Origin of the sequence: Clostridium mediterraneense (genome assembly GCF_900091705.1) — a bacterium.
GTDB lineage: Bacteria > Bacillota > Clostridia > Clostridiales > Clostridiaceae > Sarcina > Sarcina mediterraneense.
On the sequence record NZ_LT594785.1, the window covers coordinates 751,257 to 769,704 of the forward strand.

General features: G+C 27.4%; 16 protein-coding genes and 1 pseudogene. 15 read left to right on the forward strand and 2 right to left on the reverse strand.

Going from position 1 to position 18,448, the window contains the following annotated elements:
- Window positions 1-486: pseudogene (locus tag BN8917_RS14750) on the forward strand (hypothetical protein); the annotation flags it as partial.
- A 198-nt stretch (window positions 487-684) separates the two neighbouring features.
- Complete coding sequence (locus BN8917_RS05590; protein WP_084748497.1) at window positions 685-1,275, forward strand: GNAT family N-acetyltransferase; 591 nt, start codon at window positions 685-687, stop codon at window positions 1,273-1,275.
- A 42-nt stretch (window positions 1,276-1,317) separates the two neighbouring features.
- Here BN8917_RS05590 and BN8917_RS05595 read toward each other — a convergent pair whose 3' ends face one another.
- On the reverse strand, window positions 1,318-2,454 hold the full coding sequence (locus tag BN8917_RS05595; protein ID WP_066871716.1) for a glycosyltransferase family 4 protein: 1,137 nt from the start codon (window positions 2,452-2,454) through the stop codon (window positions 1,318-1,320).
- 126 nt (window positions 2,455-2,580) lie between these two features.
- On the opposite strand from BN8917_RS05595, the gene BN8917_RS05600 reads away from it, so the two are divergent.
- Genes BN8917_RS05600 through BN8917_RS05610 form a run of 3 tightly spaced genes read left to right on the forward strand, consistent with a single transcriptional unit; the run spans window position 2,581 to window position 5,310 of the window.
- Window positions 2,581-3,576 carry a CotS family spore coat protein gene (locus tag BN8917_RS05600; RefSeq protein WP_066871719.1) on the forward strand — a complete coding sequence of 332 codons (996 nt, stop codon included), beginning with the start codon at window positions 2,581-2,583 and terminating at the stop codon, window positions 3,574-3,576.
- An 8-nt stretch (window positions 3,577-3,584) separates the two neighbouring features.
- Window positions 3,585-4,271 (forward strand): hypothetical protein, encoded by a 687-nt coding sequence (locus tag BN8917_RS05605; RefSeq protein ID WP_066871723.1) that lies wholly within the window; start codon window positions 3,585-3,587, stop codon window positions 4,269-4,271.
- Between the two features lie 10 nt (window positions 4,272-4,281).
- The gene (locus tag BN8917_RS05610) at window positions 4,282-5,310 is read left to right on the forward strand and encodes a CotS family spore coat protein (protein WP_066871726.1); all 1,029 of its coding nucleotides are present in this window, start codon (window positions 4,282-4,284) and stop codon (window positions 5,308-5,310) included.
- An 85-nt stretch (window positions 5,311-5,395) separates the two neighbouring features.
- On the opposite strand, the gene BN8917_RS05615 is transcribed toward BN8917_RS05610, so the two are convergent.
- Window positions 5,396-6,526 carry a glycosyltransferase family 4 protein gene (locus BN8917_RS05615; protein WP_066871729.1) on the reverse strand — a complete coding sequence of 377 codons (1,131 nt, stop codon included), beginning with the start codon at window positions 6,524-6,526 and terminating at the stop codon, window positions 5,396-5,398.
- 104 nt (window positions 6,527-6,630) lie between these two features.
- On the opposite strand from BN8917_RS05615, the gene BN8917_RS05620 reads away from it, so the two are divergent.
- The 10 genes from BN8917_RS05620 to rho all read left to right on the forward strand — a co-directional run bounded on the left by BN8917_RS05620 (window position 6,631) and on the right by rho (window position 18,447).
- Entirely contained in the window at window positions 6,631-7,635 is a 1,005-nt protein-coding gene (locus tag BN8917_RS05620; RefSeq protein WP_066871732.1) for a CotS family spore coat protein, read from the forward strand.
- Window positions 7,636-7,838: 203 nt separating this feature from the next.
- The gene (gene yabG, locus BN8917_RS05625) at window positions 7,839-8,714 is read left to right on the forward strand and encodes a sporulation peptidase YabG (RefSeq protein WP_066871735.1); all 876 of its coding nucleotides are present in this window, start codon (window positions 7,839-7,841) and stop codon (window positions 8,712-8,714) included.
- 198 nt (window positions 8,715-8,912) lie between these two features.
- On the forward strand, window positions 8,913-9,149 hold the full coding sequence (locus BN8917_RS05630; protein ID WP_066875386.1) for a Veg family protein: 237 nt from the start codon (window positions 8,913-8,915) through the stop codon (window positions 9,147-9,149).
- Window positions 9,150-9,479: 330 nt separating this feature from the next.
- Window positions 9,480-11,045, forward strand: a complete 1,566-nt coding sequence (locus tag BN8917_RS05635) for a DUF3794 and LysM peptidoglycan-binding domain-containing protein (protein ID WP_066871737.1) — start codon at window positions 9,480-9,482, stop codon at window positions 11,043-11,045.
- A gap of 123 nt (window positions 11,046-11,168) precedes the next feature.
- A complete protein-coding gene (locus BN8917_RS05640; protein WP_066871740.1) occupies window positions 11,169-12,011 on the forward strand; it encodes a cyanophycinase in 843 nt (280 codons plus the stop codon).
- On the forward strand, window positions 11,983-14,586 hold the full coding sequence (gene cphA, locus BN8917_RS05645) for a cyanophycin synthetase (RefSeq protein ID WP_066871743.1): 2,604 nt from the start codon (window positions 11,983-11,985) through the stop codon (window positions 14,584-14,586). The genes BN8917_RS05640 and cphA overlap by 29 nt, the downstream gene beginning before the upstream one ends.
- A 127-nt stretch (window positions 14,587-14,713) precedes the next feature.
- Entirely contained in the window at window positions 14,714-15,565 is an 852-nt protein-coding gene (gene ispE / locus BN8917_RS05650; protein ID WP_066871747.1) for a 4-(cytidine 5'-diphospho)-2-C-methyl-D-erythritol kinase, read from the forward strand.
- A 66-nt stretch (window positions 15,566-15,631) separates the two neighbouring features.
- On the forward strand, window positions 15,632-16,255 hold the full coding sequence (spoIIR, locus tag BN8917_RS05655; RefSeq protein ID WP_066871751.1) for a stage II sporulation protein R: 624 nt from the start codon (window positions 15,632-15,634) through the stop codon (window positions 16,253-16,255).
- 59 nt (window positions 16,256-16,314) lie between these two features.
- Window positions 16,315-16,737 carry a YwiB family protein gene (locus BN8917_RS05660; protein WP_066871754.1) on the forward strand — a complete coding sequence of 141 codons (423 nt, stop codon included), beginning with the start codon at window positions 16,315-16,317 and terminating at the stop codon, window positions 16,735-16,737.
- A 192-nt stretch (window positions 16,738-16,929) separates the two neighbouring features.
- Complete coding sequence (gene rho, locus BN8917_RS05665) at window positions 16,930-18,447, forward strand: transcription termination factor Rho (RefSeq protein ID WP_265327633.1); 1,518 nt, start codon at window positions 16,930-16,932, stop codon at window positions 18,445-18,447.
- Window position 18,448: the final 1 nt, after the last annotated feature.

Genomic DNA, 18,448 nt, shown 5'->3' on the forward strand with positions numbered 1-18,448 from the left:
CAAACAAAGCCAGCAGTAAAACCAGCTGATCAAACAAAGCCAGCAGTAAAACCAGCTGATCAAACAAAGCCAGCAGTAAAACCAGCTGACCAAACAAAGCCAGCAGTAAAACCAGCTGACCAAACAAAGCCAGCAGTAAAACCAGCTGATCAAACAAAGCCAGCAGTAAAACCAGCTGATCAAACAAAGCCAGCTGTAAAACCAGCTGATCAAACAAAGCCAACAGTAAAACCAGCTGACCAAACAAAGCCAGCAGTAAAACCAGCTGACCAAACAAAGCCAGCTGTAAATCACGAAGATAAAACAGCACCAGCTGTAAATCACGAAGACAAAACAGCACCAGCTGTAAATCACGAAGATAAAACAGCATCAGCTGAAAATCATCAAGATAAGAAAGCTGATCAATCACAATCAGTTGCAAATAATACATCAGCAACTTCAACAAATCAAGATAATACAACAGCTTCAACAACAAGCAATAAGTAATTAATACTTGATACAAGATTTATGACAGGTAAATTTAATAATAACTGGTCATTATAATAAAAAAGACTCTACTTATATTTAAAGTAAGTAGGGTCTTTTTATTTCAAACTTAGATTTTTAATTAAATAAATATATTTTTTTAATTTATAGGAGAAGATAGGAATAAGAATTATATATTAGTAGTGAATATGATATTATATGGTGAAGTGGATGAATAATTTTTATTTACAAAGGAATAGAATATTAGATTTATTTATTGATTTTCCTATTATTAAAATGGATAAATATTTATTAAGAGATATAAAAGAAAATAATTATAGTGATGTTATTAAAATTTATAATAATAAAGATATTTATAAGTATAATAATGTTCCTCATATTAGAAAGAGAATAGATGCCATAAGACTTATTAAGCAATTGAAATACGAATATGAACTTGAGGAAAGAGTTACTTGGGGAATAGAAGATAGAGTAAGTAAAGATATTATAGGTATAATCGGAATAAGTGATATATCAATTCCTGATAGAAAAGTTGAGATTAATTATATAATAAAAAAAGAATGTATGAGAAAAGGTATAATGAAAGAATGTATAAAAGTATTATTAGATGAGCTTTTTTCAAAATATAATTTAAAAAGAGTTGAGGCTAATATCTATATCAAAAATATTAGCTCAATTAATTTATGTAAGTCTTTAGGTTTTGAAGAAGAAGGACTTAGAAAAAAATATATTTATAATATTAATACTAGGGAGTATATGGATACTTATATTTATGCCATAGTTAATTAATAAAAGGAACTGATTTGTTTATTCAGTTCCTTTTTATTATTATTAAATTTTTTTGCCCATTTTATATATTTCCTCATAAGCTTTTAGTGTAAGCTCAGATGTCTTTTTCCATGAGAAGTTATTTGCTATTTCTAGAGCTTCCTTTGAATATTGATCTCTTAGATTTATGTTATTTATAAAGTTTATAAGTCTTGTTTCAAATTCAGTATTATTATAAGGATTAAATAATAAGTCAGAATTTAGAACAACTTCAGGGATAGAAGTTACATTAGATGCTAATACAGGAGTTCCACAGCTCATAGATTCTAAAGGTGGTAAACCAAATCCTTCATAAAATGATGGGTATACAAATAAGCTACAAGCTCTATATAGTGTAGGTAGATAATCTTCTTCAATAAAACCTGTAAAAATTATTTTATCTTTAAATTCAAAAGTCTGGCTTAAATTTTTAAGACGTATTCCTTCATCACGAAGTCCACCAACTATTAAAAGTTTTATATCTTCATTAAAGTTTTTATATATCTTATTAAAGCTTTCTAATAACCCTTGAACATTTTTTCTAGGGCTAAAGCCACCTATATACATAATAAAGTTACCTGTAAAGTTAAATCTATTTTGTACATTTATTAAATCTTTTTCTTTATCTAAAGGTTTATATTGTAAATTAGCTGCAAGAGGAGTTACAAAAATTCTTTCAGCTGGGAAGCTTGGGAAAAACCTTAATATATCTTTTTTTGAGTATTCTGAGACTGTTAAGATACCATCAGATTTTTCTATTATTTCGGGCATATATCTTAAAAAATTTTTCAAGTATCTTTTTCCTGTTGTTTCAGGAAGTATATAAGGAATTAAGTCATGTATTGTTGCTATATTTAATGTAGAGTCAGGACTATGTTGAATTCCCATACCGTTTTGAGGTACATGGTATATATCTACTTTATTATCAGTTGCATAAGTAGGCATATAAAATTCTTCAAAAAATGTTTTATGTTTTTTGGAGCTCATAATGATATTTGTATTATCAGATTTGTAATCATTATGATCAGGTCCAGAACAAAAGAGGTGGTAATCATTTTTTTTATCTATATTAATTAATGTTTTTAAAAAATTATGGGTATAAGTACCTATACCAGTACCTCTATAAAAACTAGCACCTCTTGAATCAATAAGTATTTTCATAAGTTAAATTCACTTCCAATCTTACTTATATAATTAATAGTATTAGAGCTTAGTTACAAATGTGAATGTAACAAGCTATAAAAAGAGCACATATAATAAAATAAATTATATTTTGGAGGTTATCTTATGGATTTTGAATTAATCAAAAAGTTAGTAGAAGATAACTATAATATAAAAGTAGAAGATGTTATAAAAAGAAAAAATGTTTATAGAATAAAGTCTGGTTTTATAGATTTTTGTTTAAAGGTTATAAATTATGATTTTGAACATTTTAATTTTATAATTTCTGCTATTAATCATTTAGAGTGTAATGGCTTTACAAACACTCCAAAAATTATATTAACTTCTGATAATAAAAAATATATAAAATTAGAAGAAAAATATGCCTATTTAACTAAATGGATTGATGCTAGAGAAGCAGATTATGATAATGATTATGATTTAAAGGAAGCAGCAAATAGGCTAAGAAAACTACATATATGTAGTAAGGGATTTATTTTAAATGATAATATGAGACCAAGAATTGGGTGGGGGACTTGGATTAGAGTTTTTGAGACTAGAGCAAAGGAAATCCTAGATTTTAAAAAGAGAATAGGTCAAAAGTTTTATAAATCTGAATTTGATATAAAATATTTAGGCGTTATGGATGATGAGCTTAAAAGGGTAGAAAGTTCAATTAATCATATTAAAGAAAGTAATTATATAAATTATATGCAAAATGAACTAAAATCTTTAGGTTTTTGTCATCATGATTATGCTAATCATAATGTACTTATTGGTAAGGATGGAGTAGGAAATATAATTGATTATGATTATTGTATTTTAGATTCTCATTTGCATGATTTAAGTAGTCTTTTAGTTAGAGCTATGAAGGATGGAAAGTGGAGTCTTGAAAGATTTGATTTTATTAAAAACTCATATTCTGAAGAGGTAAGTAAAGAAGAAGAAAAAATTATGCTTGGATTTATAGAGTTTCCACAGGCTTATTGGCAAGTTGGGCTTCAATATTATTGGGAGCAGTTACCTTGGACTGAAGAAAGGTTTTTAGGAAGATTAAATTCTTATATAGATGATAGAGAAAATAGGCAAGAATTTATAAACTCCTTAGAGGGAAGGAGATAAATAATTTTATGAGAAGAGAAGATTTACTAGAGAGATTTTTAAATAAACAAGGTATCTTTGTGATTAATAAAAAGAAAAAAATTAGCTATAGTGAAGAAGATTCTATAAGGATTTTAGCTGAGTTTCACAAAAGAGCTAAGAAGAAAAGAGATTATATGCTAGGACTTAATAGTGATATTGGAAAGATAAGAGAGGACTATAAGCTTTTACTTAGAAGAACAATTCTTTTTAGGGATGAACTGAATATAGATTGTGGAAAATTTATAGAGATGGCAGAGGGTAGTCTTAATAAAATTAGTGATGATGAATTTATAAGTCTTATAAGAAGATCAGTTGGTGATTCAGAGATAATTATAGGTAGAGCTAGTATGAATGGATTTGCATTTGAAGAGGATAAGGTTTATATAAAGACTTTTACTAAGATAAGGTTTGGAATGATAGAAGATGACTTTATAAGACTTATGCTAAGACTTAATAGAAAGGAAGAACTTATCAACTATGAAAAACTAAAAAATATATTTTTAGAAGAAGAGGGGCTGGGGGAGCTTAGTTCTAGATATATAGACTCTATAATAAAGTATCCATATAATTTTATGAAGTATTCGTCAGATTGTTATATAAATGATTTTAAAGACATAGATAGTATTAGTAATATGATTAAGATATTTGAAATGGAATATAAGGATAAGTTTTAAGGAGGAATTTATGGCTAAGATAAGATATAGAGATGCAAAATATCTTTGTAAGTATGATTTAGATACTAATTTCTTTAATGAGCTTTCATTAAATATAAATGATCTTTGGCCAACAAGGAATATCTTTGTTTTGGATTGTGATGATGGAAGAAAGATTTTAAAGATGATTAATTATTCAGATGAAAAGTTAAGCTTTATAGTGAAGCTTCTTACTTATGTTAAAGAAAAATATCCAAGAGTCCTTACGATTCATAAATTTGCTGATGATAAGTATTCAGTTTATTGGAAGGATAATAAATATATTCTTTTAGATCTTATAGAAGGAGTAGAGTGTAATTTAACTAATCCAATAGATTTGGGAAATGTTTCAAAAGCAATAGCACTGATGCATAAAGCAGGACTTGGAGCTTTAGATATTTTAAATGAAAATGAAAAGAGCAATATATCACTTGGTGGACTGTTAGAAAGATTTGAAGATGAAAAACAAAATCTAATAAAGTTTAAGTCTATAGCAAATATAAAAGAGATTAAAAATAATTTTGATAAATTATTTTTAGAAAATGTAGATTATAATTTAGAACTTATGAATGAGGCAATAGAGCTTTTGAAAAAAAGTAGTTATAAAGAAATGTGCAAAAATAAGGATTATATTTGTGTTTGTCATAATGATTTAGCATATCATAATATAATGGTTAAAGATGAAGAGGTTTATTTTATAGATTTCGATTATTCAAATGTAGATATAAGAGTAATGGATATTTATAATTTTATAATTAAGACATTAAAAAGATATGGTTTTGATTATGATATTTATAATAAGATAATTTGTGATTATTCAAGTGTTAGTAAAATAACTGATGAAGAAAAAGAAATATTATATATTCTTCTTAAGTATCCTAGTGATTTTTATACTATAAGCAAAAATTATTATTTATCTTTAAAAAAATGGAGCTTTGAAAGTTATTTAGATAAACTTACTACAAAAGTTTTGTATAAAAAAGAAAAGGCAAATTTAATTGAGAAGATAGATAATAAATAGAAAAACGTTTGAAATTCTTATTTTTATAAGTATTTCAAACGTTTAATTTTATGATAATTGATATAATAATACATATATTGTATAATTATGGTAAATTATTTAAGATAGAGCTATAAGAATTTATTGTTTCAAAGGCAGTATTTTTCCAATTAAATTTGGATGCTTGTATAAGACCACTTTTTATTAGTGAATTTCTAAGTTCTGTATTTGAAGTAAGTTCTATAATTGCTTTTGATATTTCATCTATATCTGCTGGATTTACAGATATACTAGAATCTCCAACTACTTCTGGTATAGAAGTCAAATTAGATGAAATAACAGGAGTTCCAGATGCCATAGCTTCTATTGGAGGAAGTCCAAATCCTTCATAAAATGATGGGTAGACAAGCATTAAAGCAGAGTTATAGAAAATTGGCATATGATCTGTTGGTATAAATCCAGGAAAGATTACTTTAGATTCTAAATTAAGTTCATGTACTTTAGATTTATATAATTCATAAGAGTTTCCCTTTCTTCCTAAAACAACAAGCTTTGTAGAACTAGGTAATTTAGGCAAAGCAGTACTAAAGGCTTCTATTAATCCTAGAATATTTTTTCTAGGGCTGAATCCACCTACATAGAGGATATAATTATCAGAAATATTATAATTCTCTTTTAGAAAGGCTTTGCAATATTTTTTATTAAGTGGTTTATATTGTTCTTCAGCAGCAAGGTAAGTAACAAATATTTTTTCTTTAGGAAATGAAAGTGTTTTATGAATATCTTCTTTAGAGTAATTAGAAACAGTTATTATCCCATCAATATTTTTTAGAATAGAAGGTAACTGATCATTAAATATTTTTAGATAATTTTCACTAACTGTCTTAGGTAGCTTTAAAGGTATAATATCATGAAGAGTTATTACTTTTGGGATATCTGAGTCAGAATCTAAGCCTATTCCATTCTGAGGTATATGATAGATATTGGTATTGGCATAATTTATTTTGTTAGGAGATTTTATATCTTCCCAAAAATTATTGCTTATCTTTCTATCTGAATGTTTTAAACAAAAATTCTTTTTTAATTTTAAATCCAAATTGGAGTTTTTAGAGATATAAATAGTATATTTATTAATGAAATCGACTTGATTTATGTTATTAATCAATTGATAAGTATAGTTTCCTATGCCTGTTCCTCTATACCAATTAGAGGCTCTACCATCTATTGTTATATCCATAACATATCCTTTCAGTATAGCTATATTCTATTATATTATTATTAGATAAAATTTGTTAATAAATAAAAGGACTTTAACATATAAATATACGGGGGTGAGTAATTATGATGAGGGAATTTGAAATAGAAAGACAGTTTAATCTTAGAATTGAAAAGATTAAACCAAGTAAAGGAATTTATTATTTAAATACTGACAAAGGAGAAAGATGTCTTAAAAGGATAAACTATGGGCCACAAAAATTACTTTTTGTATGTGGAGCAAAAGAACATTTAATTAAAAATGGGTTTTCTAATGTGGATAGATATTATTTAAACATAGATAAGGAACCATATGCTTTAGTAAATGAGGACTTATATACCTTATCACAGTGGATCGAAGGAAGAGAGTGTGACTTTCATAACATAGATGAAGTTAAGCTTGCTGCAAGAAACTTAGCTTTACTTCATGAGGCTAGTAAAGGATATGACCCACCTGAAAATTCAAAACTTAAGAGTGATTTAGGAAGATGGCCACATCTTATGGATAAAAGAATTAAAGCACTTGCAAAAATGAGAGATATGGCAAGAAAAAAGAATATGAAGCAAAACTTTGATTTAACTTATATAAAAACAGTAGATTTTTATAGGGATTTAGCTATTAGGGCTGCTAATGTTTTAAAAGAATCAGAATATGAAGCTCTTTGTGAAAAAAGTGAAATAGATAAGAACTTTTGTCACCATGATTACACATATCATAATATTATAATTGATAAAGATGAAAAATTACATGTATTAGATTTTGATTATTGTAAGAGAGAAATTAGAGTTTTTGATATATCTAATTTTATGATAAAGGTTCTAAAGAAAGTTGATTGGGATATTAATTTTGCAAAAGAAATTATAAATTCATATAATGAAGTTTCACCTTTAGAGGATAGAGAATATAAGGTTTTATTAGCATTTTTATTATTTCCACAAAGATATTGGAGATTAGCAAATAGGCATTATTATAATGAGGTTAGCTGGGGAGCTAATACATTTACTAAGAAGATTCAAAATATAATAAATGAGCAAGATGATTATATGAAATTTATTGAAGACTTTAAACAAGAGTATGATTTAAAAGAATAGAATGTCTTGCTGTGAGTAAGTTAGAATTAAATTTTAAGTTTATAAATGGGAAATACACAATTATTAAGTAGCTACTTAATAATTGTGTATTTATTTTTATAAAAATAAATAAAGTATGTATATTAAATATTTTGTAGTTTATTAACAAGAGTAAGTAAAAAGTCATAATATATATGGGAAGCTTTAAATAAGGAGTTTTATTAATGAAAGTAGGCGACTATGTAGTAAGAAAGTCCTATAAGAAAGATATTGTTTTTAAAATAATAGATATTAGAGAAGATGAGGATATAGGAGTTTATTATGTTTTAAAGGGACTTAGTATAAGAATAATTGCAGATTCAAAGGCAGAAGATTTAGAAGAGGTAGATGGAGATTTTGAAGCTAATAAAGATAAATTATTTAATGCAAGGGTTAATGGTGCTATAAAAAGTGCTATTCTACAAAGAACTGATGGTGAACCATTAAAAAAAGAGAAAACTAAGTCCCCTAAAATTGAAAAAAAAGATGAGCTTATTTTTGGTAGGCCAGGTAAGATACTTCATATAGATGGAGATAGAGAATACTTAGATAATTGTTTAAAAGTTTATAAGCAGTTAAAACTAGATGCTGAAGGTAGGGCTATACCAGAAAAGAATCAAGCTAAAGAAATTTTAAGTATAGTAAAGGAAGTTAAGCCGGATATAATTGTTTTAACAGGACACGATGGGATGTATAAAAATGCCAATGATTTTTTAGATGTTAATAATTATAGAAATTCTAAATATTTTATAGATGCTGTTAGAGTTTTAAGAGAATATAATAGTAGCTATGATGAACTTGTTATATTTGCAGGGGCATGCCAGTCATGTTATGAAGCTATTTTAGATGCTGGTGCAAATTATGCTAGTTCACCTAGTAGAGTGCTTATACATTGTCTTGATCCAGTTTTTATATGTGAAAAAGTTGCTTATACTAGAATAGATAAAGTTGTATCAATAACAGATGTCATTGAAAATACTATAACAGGTATAAAAGGAATAGGTGGTCTTCAAACTAGAGGTAAATATAGAGAAGGATATCCTAAATCTCCTTATGTATAAGGGATAGAGTGATTCGTGGTCTTTTATGGAAGTGATCCTTTTGAATAAAATCTTTGTTATTTGTTAATAATAGAAAAGAAATAATAAAATTTTTAAAAAATATATTGACAAATATATTAATTTGGTGATAAAATAATGGATTTATTTGACAATTTGCCATTTATAATATATAATAAAATAAGAAAGAGGGTGTTTCATATGGAGAAGAAAATAACATTATCTTCTATAAAAAGAAACCTTGAAGAGCATGTAGGACAAAAGGTCATGTTAAAGGCTAATGGCGGAAGAAAAAGAATCTTGGTAAACGAAGGCGTTTTAGAAAGTGTTTATCCAAGTATTTTTGTAGTTAGACTACAAAAAGACACCCAAAGGACAGTAACATACAGTTATTCTGATGTGTTAACAAATACAGTACAATTAGACTTTGAAGCATAGACAATAAAAGCTCCTATAAATAGGAGTTTTTTTTTGCAAAAAAAAGAAAGATGGTGGGTTTCCATCTTTCAACTATGGTATAAAAGGGTATTGAGAATTTATGAGAGGTTATATGGTCAATAACCATCTTTATAATACGATATTTTACGACTTGTGTCAACCAAATTCGATAAAAAATAAAGATAATTCGACAAAATTTAATAAATAAACAGTGAAGATATATACTATATTTTCAAAAATATAAAAGATATAAAACTTTTTTCAAAAAAAGTGGTATTTATTTCATATTAGTTTTATATATTATAGTAGGTATAATATAGGAGGTAAAATATGGCTAATTTAGATTTTATAAAAGAAAATATAGACTTACAAAGAGAAGTTGGAAGAAATTCAACAGATGATGTGCTAAGAGATGAATATCTTATTCCAGATACACATCCTGATGTAAAAAAAATATTATCAGTAGATGTTAGAAAAAAGATTAATAATATTGAAGTTCAAACAGGAAAGGTTTTAGTAGATGCTGATATTACTTATAGCATAATTTATTTATCAGATGAAGATGAGGGAAGAGCTGCAAATGATGTGGTTTATAAAGCTAAGTTATCAAACTTTATAGACATAGTAGGTGCTGAACAGGGAATGTTCTGCAATGTGGAGTGTGAACTAGAACATATTAATACAGTACTTATAAATGAAAGGAAAATAAATGTAGAAGCTTACTTTAGATCAAAATGTGAAGTTTATAAGGAAGAGACAATAGAGTTTGTTAAGAGTGTTGAGGGTAGAGAAGACATACAAGTTAGAAAGAAAATAGATAGTATAGAAAAAATTCTTTTTAATAAAAATTTTAATATGAAAGTTAAAAATCAATTAAAAGTTACTATGGATAAACCTCAAATAGAAAAAATACTTAAGTTTGATGTTATACTTCATAAAAAAGAAGTTAAATTATTAGATGGAAGAATTCAATATTCTTGTTATGCAAAAGTGAATTTACTTTATAAATCACCAGAATCAAGAGAATTATATGCATTAGAAGATGATGTATTTATAGCAGATTCAGCAGATTTAGAAAATATTAATTCAGATATGAATTGTGATTACAGATTTACTTTAAGTAATGCTGATTATAAGGTTTCTCAAGATGATTTAGGTGAAAGTAGAATTATTGATTTAGATTTTTCAGTTGACTTAGCAGCTAAGGTATCTAGTTTAGAAGATATAGAAATTATGGAAGATGCATATTCTCCACTTAAGGAACTTGATATAGATAAAGAAACAACTAATCTTAAAATTATGTTTGGAAAGGGTAGTACAGAAACTCTTGCTAAAGATAACATACGTTTAGAAAATGATGAAGAGCCTACTCAAGTTATGAGTGTTACAGGTGATATAATTTCCATGGATGCTGAAGTCAAAAATGGAATGATAGAAGTAGAAGGACTTATTAGAGTAAATACTTTATATAAGAGTAGTAATGAAGAAATAGGATATGGAAATAAAACAGCTGATTTACCTTTTACTGCAACTATTGATATAGAAGGATTAAAAGATGATATGCCTATCGATGTAAAGGGTACATTAGAAAGTATTCAAGCTGGCATAGAAGCAGGTACAATAGCAGTTAAAGCTATAATTTCAGTTGAAGGAAAAGCAAATTATGAAACTTCTAAAGAATATGTAAAAAATATAGTAGAAGATGAAGAAGCAGAAGTTCCAGAAAAGAAAGCTTCAGTTATAATTTATGTAGTACAAGCAGGGGATAGTCTTTGGAATCTTGCTAAGAAATATAAAACTACTATGAGTAATATAGCTAGTCTTAATGGTCTTGATTTAAATAGCCAATTAGAAATTGGAACTAAACTATTAATTCCGGGAAGAGCTAGAGTTTAAAATATAAGTTTTAAAAGAAAGAGTTATCTAAAGTTAGATAGCTCTTTTTTTATTTATAGTATAAATGAATAAATCATTTAGAAGTGGTTAAAATAAAAAATGCGTATTTAAGAGGTGAGCTTAATGGAAGATATAAATTATGACAAGTTAATAATTATAGGAGGAGCAGAAGATAAAGAAGGAGAAAAAACAATTTTAACTTATGTAGCAAATCTTATTAAAGATAAAGAAATGCTATTAATTGCTACAGTAGCTAGTGAAGAACCTAAAGCAGTAATAAAAAAATATTTTAAAGTTTTTACTGACTTAGGTGTAAAAAATATTAAAGAACTTAATATAAACGATAGAGATGAATGTTCAGATGAAGGTAGAATTGATTTAGTTAAGGAAGCTAAAGTTATATTCTTTACTGGTGGCGACCAGTTAAGAATTACTAGCATATTAGGAGGTACTCCTTTATATGTTGAGCTTAGAAATCAATTTGAGAATGGTACTATTTATGTTGGTACTTCAGCTGGAGCTTCAGTGGTTAGTGAAACTATGGTTGTTTATGGGCAAGATGAAGAATCTCCAAGTAAATCTCATATAGAGATGTCTAAAGGGCTTGGATTATTAAATGATGTTGTAATTGATCAACATTTTGCTCAGAGAGGAAGAATAGGAAGACTTTTAACAGCTGTGGCTCAAAATCCACAAAATATTGGTATAGGAATAGACGAAGATACTGCAATAGTAATAGATAATAAAAATATGTTAAAAGTTATTGGCTCAGGAGCTATCTATATAGTAGATGGTAGAAATTTAACTTATAGCAATATTTCAGAACAAAGTCAGAATGAATTAATAAGTATTTTTAATATTGTTTTGCATGTTTTAATATCAGGAAAAAAATATGATCTAGTAACAAAGATGCCTTTTGAGGAGGAAAATTTAAAAGATGAAGATAGTAAGTCAAAGAATTTTTAAAGGGAGAAATATCTATTCCCACAAAAAGGTTATGAGAATAGATGTTGACCTAGAAGGATTCTGTGAAAAGCCTAGTAAAGATATAGATGGCTTTAATGAAAATTTAATAAAATTTATACCAGAACTTTATGAACATAGATGTGGTATAGATGAAGAACATGGTTTCTATATAAGGCTTGTAGAAGGAACCTATCTTGCTCATATTTGTGAACATATAGTTATAGCACTTCAAAATAGATTAGGAATTGATGTAGCTTATGGAAAAGCTAGAGAAATAGAAGGTGATAGATATTATCTTATTTTTCAATATCAATATGAAAATGTAGGCTTAGCTATAGTAAGGCTAGCAGTTGATTTAATTAATTCCCTTATTGCAAAAGTAGAGATAAATTTAGAGGCAAGACTAGATATCATAAAAGAAATAATGAAATCAGAAATGATGGGACCATCTACTGAAGCTATTTATAATGAGGCTATAAGTAGAGGGCTTCCAGTTACTCACTTAGGTTCAGGAATATATCAAATAGGATATGGTAAAAAATCAAAGGTATTTGGAGCCACTATTGGTAGTAACACTAAATGTATAGCTGCTGATATAGCGTCAGATAAACTTTTGTCTAAAAGAATATTAGAAATGAACAGTATTCCAGTAGCGAGAGGTTATAAAGTTAATGATACTGTTAGTTTATTAAAATGTGCAGAAAAAATATCTTATCCAGTAGTTTTAAAACCACAGTTTGGTTGTCATGGTACAGGTGTAGTAGTAAATATAACAAATGAAGTAGAACTTTTAAAGGCTTATAAAGATTTAAGAGAAAAAACAGAGGATATACTAGTGGAAGAATATGTTGAAGGTAAAGATTACAGAGTATGTGTAGTAGATTATAAAGTTGTTGCTGTATCTTTAAGAACTCCACCATATGTAAAGGGAGATGGAGTAAAAACAATAAAGAAACTTATAGATGAGCTTAATAATGATGATTTAAGAGGTGATGACCATGAAAAGCCATTAACTAAAATTAAATTAGATAAAGAGCTTGATCAAGTTTTAAGTAGACATAAGAAAACTTTGAATACTGTTCCAGCTAAAGGAGAAAAAGTTTATTTAAGAGGAAATGCTAATATATCAACAGGAGGGCTTGCAGAAGATTGTACTGATATTATAAGCCAGGAAAATATAGATATTTGTGAAAGAGCAGCAAAGGCTATAGGCTTAGATATATGTGGTATAGATATTTCAACTAATAATATAGCAAAATCTTTAGATGATTATGGTGTTATTATAGAAATAAATGCAGCTCCAGGCATAAGAATGCATGAATTTCCTACTGATGGTAAAAGAAGAGAAGTTGCAAAAAATATATTAGATACCATGTATAAAGGTGATGTTTCTAATATACCTATTATATCTGTTACTGGAACTAATGGAAAAACAACAACTACTAGATTAATTTCATATGTAATATCTTTAATTGGATATACTGTAGGAATGACATCTACTGATGGCGTAGTTGTTGGTAATAAATTTATTCATAAAGGTGATGATACTGGCTTTGATAGTGCTATGTCAGTACTTATGAATAAAGATGTAGATGTTGCAGTTCTTGAAACAGCAAGAGGTGGAATAGTTAAAAAAGGCTTAGCCTATGATGTAGCAGATGTAGGAGTAATAACTAATCTTACAGAAGATCATTTAGGTGTAGATGGGATAAATACTATGGAGGAATTAGGATTTGTAAAATCTCTTGTAGTAGAAGCAGTAAAAAAAGATGGTTATGCTGTTGTAAATGGTGATGATAAATATTGTGAATTATTCTTAAAAAGAGCTAGAGCTAAAACTATTGTATTTTCAAGGGATAAGAATAATAAATATATTCAGGAGAATAGAGCTAAAGGTTATCCTGTAGTCTATGAAGAGGATAATTTTATTATTGTTGAAAATAGAAATAAGGTTTATAAGATTTGTGATGTAAGATATATGCCTTTAACTATGAACGGTAAGTTAAAGCATAATATTTATAATTCTTTAGCAGCCTGTGCAGCTTTAGTTGGTATGGGAATAGATTATGTAATGATATCAAAAGGATTTTTAGAATTTAAGAGTGATGAAAAATTTAATTCAGGTAGATTTAATCTTTATAATGTAGATGGAAGAGATATAATTTTTGATTATGGTCATAATGCTGAAGGATATAGAATGATAATAGATTCACTTAAAGATATGGGGAAAGAAAGTATAACAGGTATTATAGGTGTCCCGGGAGATAGAACTAATCAAAGTATTATTGAAATAGGAAAAATTTCAGGGGAGAATTTTGATAAAGTATTTATAAAAGAAGATGTAGATAAAAGAGGTAGAAAAGAAAATGAAGTAGCAGATCTTATACTTAAAGGTGTATTAGAAAGCAGAAAAAATAGTGATGGTGTAAGTACTGTTTTAGATGAAGCAGAAGCTTTAGAGAGAGCATTTAATGAAAGTAAGATTGGAGATACTATCATATTATTCTTCGAAGATCATAAAAAAGTTTTAAATAAATTAAATGAACTTAAACAAAAAAAGCAAGAAAGAGCTTAGATAAATTAAGGAATAGAAAAAAATTTTCTATTCCTTAATTTATTTTTTCTTGGAGTTTTAAATATAAAATATTATAATTAGTTTAAACAAAATAGTTAACGTTATATCTAGAAAGGTTGAAGAATAAATGAAGAGGAAAGCATATGCAAAGATTAATATCGCCTTAGATGCTGTTGGCAAGAGAGATGATGGATATCATTTATTAAGAATGATTATGCAGACGGTTGATATATATGACCTAATCGAAGTAAGAAAAAATTATCTAGGTAAGATAAGGATTACTACTAATAAATATTATTTACCTACGGATGAAAGAAATTTAGCTTATAAAGCAGCACAACTTTTTATTGATAAATTTAAAATAAAATCTGGAGTGGATATTAGTATAAAGAAGAACATACCTGTAGCTGCTGGGATGGCAGGGGGAAGTACAGATGCGGCGGCAGTTTTATTTCTTATGAATAAAGTATTTAATATTAATGCTAGTAAAAAAGAACTTGAGAAATTAGCTGTTAAGATAGGTGCAGATGTTCCGTATTGTATAGAAGGTGGAACAGCACTTTGCGAGGGAATAGGTGAAAAAATAACAAAGCTTAAGCGTTTTAGAGATAAAATACTTGTTATTGTTAAACCTAATTTTGGAGTATCAACTAAAGATGTTTATAAAGCTTTAGACATAAATAAGATTCATAGACATGTTGATATAGAAGATATAATAAAACATATGAATGATAATGATATAGTATCCGTTTCAAATAAGATGAAAAATGTTTTAGAAAACGTAACTATAAGAAAGTATAAGGTTATAAGAGAAATAAAAGAAGAGTTAGTGTTAAATGGAGCTACTGGTTCTATGATGAGTGGAAGTGGTCCAACAGTATTTGGATTTTTTGAAGATATGCTTACAGCACAAAGAGCATATGAAAAAATGAAAGAAAAATATAAATATAGTGAAATATTTATAACTAGAACAATTTAATTTTAATATGATGTATATAATTAACATTTCCTGGCTATCATATAGCTATCAGGGGGTGTTTTTTATATGAAAAAAATAATTTTAGGAATAATAGGTTTAGGATTAATAATAGGAGCTTTTAGTTTTACAAATAATAAAGGTGTACAAGCAGATCAGATGATAAATGATATAAGTAATAAGATAATAAGATTTCATGTTTTGGCAAATAGTGATTCAGATGAAGATCAAGAGCTTAAATTCAAGGTAAGAGATGAAGTTATAAAATATATGTCACCAATTTTAGATAAATCAAAATCACTTGATGAATCAAGAGAAATTTTAAAGAATAATCAAGATAAGGTTATAGAAATTGCAGAAAAAGTTATAAAAGAAGAGGGATATAATTATAGTGTTAGAACAGAGTTAAAAAGAGAGAACTTTCCAGTAAAGACATATGGTAATATAACTTTACCAGAAGGTGAATATGAAGCGTTTAGAATCCTTATAGGAGAAGCTAAGGGACAAAATTGGTGGTGTGTTATGTTTCCTCCATTATGTTTTGTTGATATGACTAAAGGACAAATAAGCTATGATGAGAGTAAAGAAAAATTAGAAGGTGTTCTTACAGATGAAGAATATGATTTGATAACAGATAAGGAAAATAGTAAAATAAAATTTAGATTTAAGCTAGGAGAAGTTTTCTCAAAATAATAGTGTTTATTTTGAATATAGTCTATGCTTAATAAATTATTATACTTAGAGGTGAATTTATGAAAAAAAAGGCAGTTGTATCTATATCAAGTGTACAAATAAATAATGATGATCAGACAGTAGAAGTAGTAACTCCAGGTGAGTTTCATATATTAGAAAATGGTTTTAAAGTTATTTATGAAGAAAGTGAAATTTCAGGAATGGAAGGAACAACAACTTCTATAATCATTGAAGATGGTAAGTTAACTTTAGAAAGAAAGGGAAGTACTGAAACTGTAATGGTGTTTGAAAAGGAAGGGAATAATATTTGTCTTTATAATACACCATATGGTATGTTAGAGTTAAGAGTAAAGACCAAATCACTTGATATGTTTGTGAATGAAAAGGGTGGAAAAGCTGTTATAGACTATGAATTAAGTGTAGCAACAGAAAAACCAATTAAGACAAACTTAAAACTTGGAATAAAAGTTTTAGAGGACTAATTTAAACTTTGTTATTTATTAGGAGAAATATAATAAAGTTCTTGTAAGCTAGGTAGAATAAGTATTATAATTAGTTTATATTTTAAATTAGTATATTCAGTATATTTAAAATACATAAAATCTTTTAATAAACATTTCTTTAAATTATCCCCAGATTTTTTACACACAATTATATTAGGAGGTGGCTTCTCGGTGCAAGCTTACGATAAGATGACATTAGTCGAGTTAAAAGACATAGCAAAAGAACTCGGTATTAAAAATATATCTAAAAAGAAAAAAAGTGAATTAATAGAAGCTATATTAGAAGTAAAGGAAGTAGAGGATTCTAGTAATTCAACAGATTTAAGCAAAGAAATAGAAAAGGATGGAGTTATCTTAAGAGAAAAAATTTCTCCTAAGAGAAATGAAAATACTTCTGATAATACAGAGGTAAATTATCAAAATAGAAGTAATAATTATAATAGATATAACAACAATGCTAGTTATAACAATAATTATAATAACACTGTGAATTCAACTTCTAATGAACCTGAAGATGTTGAAAAAAAAGAAAAATTTAGAACAATGGTTAGTACATCTAATAGTTCAAAAGGTGTTCTTGAAATTTTAGAACAAAATAATTTTGGTTTCTTAAGATGTCAAAACTATTTAACAGGAGAAGGAGACATATATGTTTCTCCATCACAAATAAGAAGATTTAATCTTAAAACTGGAGATGAAGTTGAAGGTAAGGTTAGAGAAGCTAAAGAAGGAGAAAAGTTTAAAGCTCTTTTATATGTTGAAAAAATAAATGGAGATAGACCAGAAATGGCTATTAGAAGAAAGCATTTTGAACATTTAACTCCTATTTATCCAAATCAAAGATTAAGATTAGAAACAGGTGAAAGCTCAGATCTTAGTTCAAGACTTATGGATATAATTTGTCCTATAGGTAAAGGTCAAAGAGGTATTATTGTAGCACCACCAAAGGCTGGTAAAACTACTTTATTAAAAAAGATAGCTCAAAATATTATAAAGAATCATCCAGATGTAGTTCTTATAGTTCTTTTAATAGATGAAAGACCAGAAGAAGTTACAGATATGAAGAGAAGTATTGATGGAGAAGTTATTTATTCAACATTTGATGAAGAACCACAAAATCATGCTAAAGTATCAAGAATGGTGTTAGAAAGAGCGAAGAGAATGGTAGAGCAAGGAAAAGATGTTGTTATTCTTATGGATTCTCTTACTAGACTTTCAAGAGCATATAATTTAACTATTACACCAACAGGTAGAACTTTATCAGGAGGACTTGACCCTGGAGCTTTAGTAATGCCTAAAAAATTCTTTGGAGCAGCTAGAAATGTAGAAGAGGGTGGAAGTCTTACAATACTTGCGACAGCTTTAGTTGAAACAGGTAGTAGAATGGATGATATGATTTTTGAAGAATTTAAAGGTACTGGTAATATGGAAGTGCATTTAGATAGAAAACTTCAAGAAAGAAGAATATTCCCAGCTATTGATATATATAAATCAGGTACTAGAAAAGAAAATCTTCTTCTAACAAAGGATGAGAGAGAAATTGCTTATTCTATTAGGAGAAATATGTATAAAGAAGAAAATTCAGATAAGATAACTGAAAAGTTAATAAATATATTATCTAAGACTAAGAATAATGAAAAGTTTATAGAAATGTATAAAGAATTATCTAATCAAAAGGATAATAAATAAT

Coding starts and splice junctions, on each gene's coding strand:
- BN8917_RS05640 (WP_066871740.1), top strand. CDS start 11,169: ATGGAAGATATAAATTATGACAAGTTAATAATTATAGGAGGAGCAGAA.
- BN8917_RS05660 (WP_066871754.1), top strand. CDS start 16,315: ATGAAAAAAAAGGCAGTTGTATCTATATCAAGTGTACAAATAAATAAT.
- BN8917_RS05600 (WP_066871719.1), top strand. CDS start 2,581: ATGGATTTTGAATTAATCAAAAAGTTAGTAGAAGATAACTATAATATA.
- spoIIR (WP_066871751.1), top strand. CDS start 15,632: ATGAAAAAAATAATTTTAGGAATAATAGGTTTAGGATTAATAATAGGA.
- BN8917_RS05595 (WP_066871716.1), bottom strand. CDS start 2,454: ATGAAAATACTTATTGATTCAAGAGGTGCTAGTTTTTATAGAGGTACT.
- BN8917_RS05635 (WP_066871737.1), top strand. CDS start 9,480: ATGGCTAATTTAGATTTTATAAAAGAAAATATAGACTTACAAAGAGAA.
- BN8917_RS05605 (WP_066871723.1), top strand. CDS start 3,585: ATGAGAAGAGAAGATTTACTAGAGAGATTTTTAAATAAACAAGGTATC.
- BN8917_RS05590 (WP_084748497.1), top strand. CDS start 685: ATGGTGAAGTGGATGAATAATTTTTATTTACAAAGGAATAGAATATTA.
- BN8917_RS05630 (WP_066875386.1), top strand. CDS start 8,913: ATGGAGAAGAAAATAACATTATCTTCTATAAAAAGAAACCTTGAAGAG.
- ispE (WP_066871747.1), top strand. CDS start 14,714: ATGAAGAGGAAAGCATATGCAAAGATTAATATCGCCTTAGATGCTGTT.
- BN8917_RS05620 (WP_066871732.1), top strand. CDS start 6,631: ATGATGAGGGAATTTGAAATAGAAAGACAGTTTAATCTTAGAATTGAA.
- BN8917_RS05615 (WP_066871729.1), bottom strand. CDS start 6,526: ATGGATATAACAATAGATGGTAGAGCCTCTAATTGGTATAGAGGAACA.
- yabG (WP_066871735.1), top strand. CDS start 7,839: ATGAAAGTAGGCGACTATGTAGTAAGAAAGTCCTATAAGAAAGATATT.
- cphA (WP_066871743.1), top strand. CDS start 11,983: ATGAAGATAGTAAGTCAAAGAATTTTTAAAGGGAGAAATATCTATTCC.
- BN8917_RS05610 (WP_066871726.1), top strand. CDS start 4,282: ATGGCTAAGATAAGATATAGAGATGCAAAATATCTTTGTAAGTATGAT.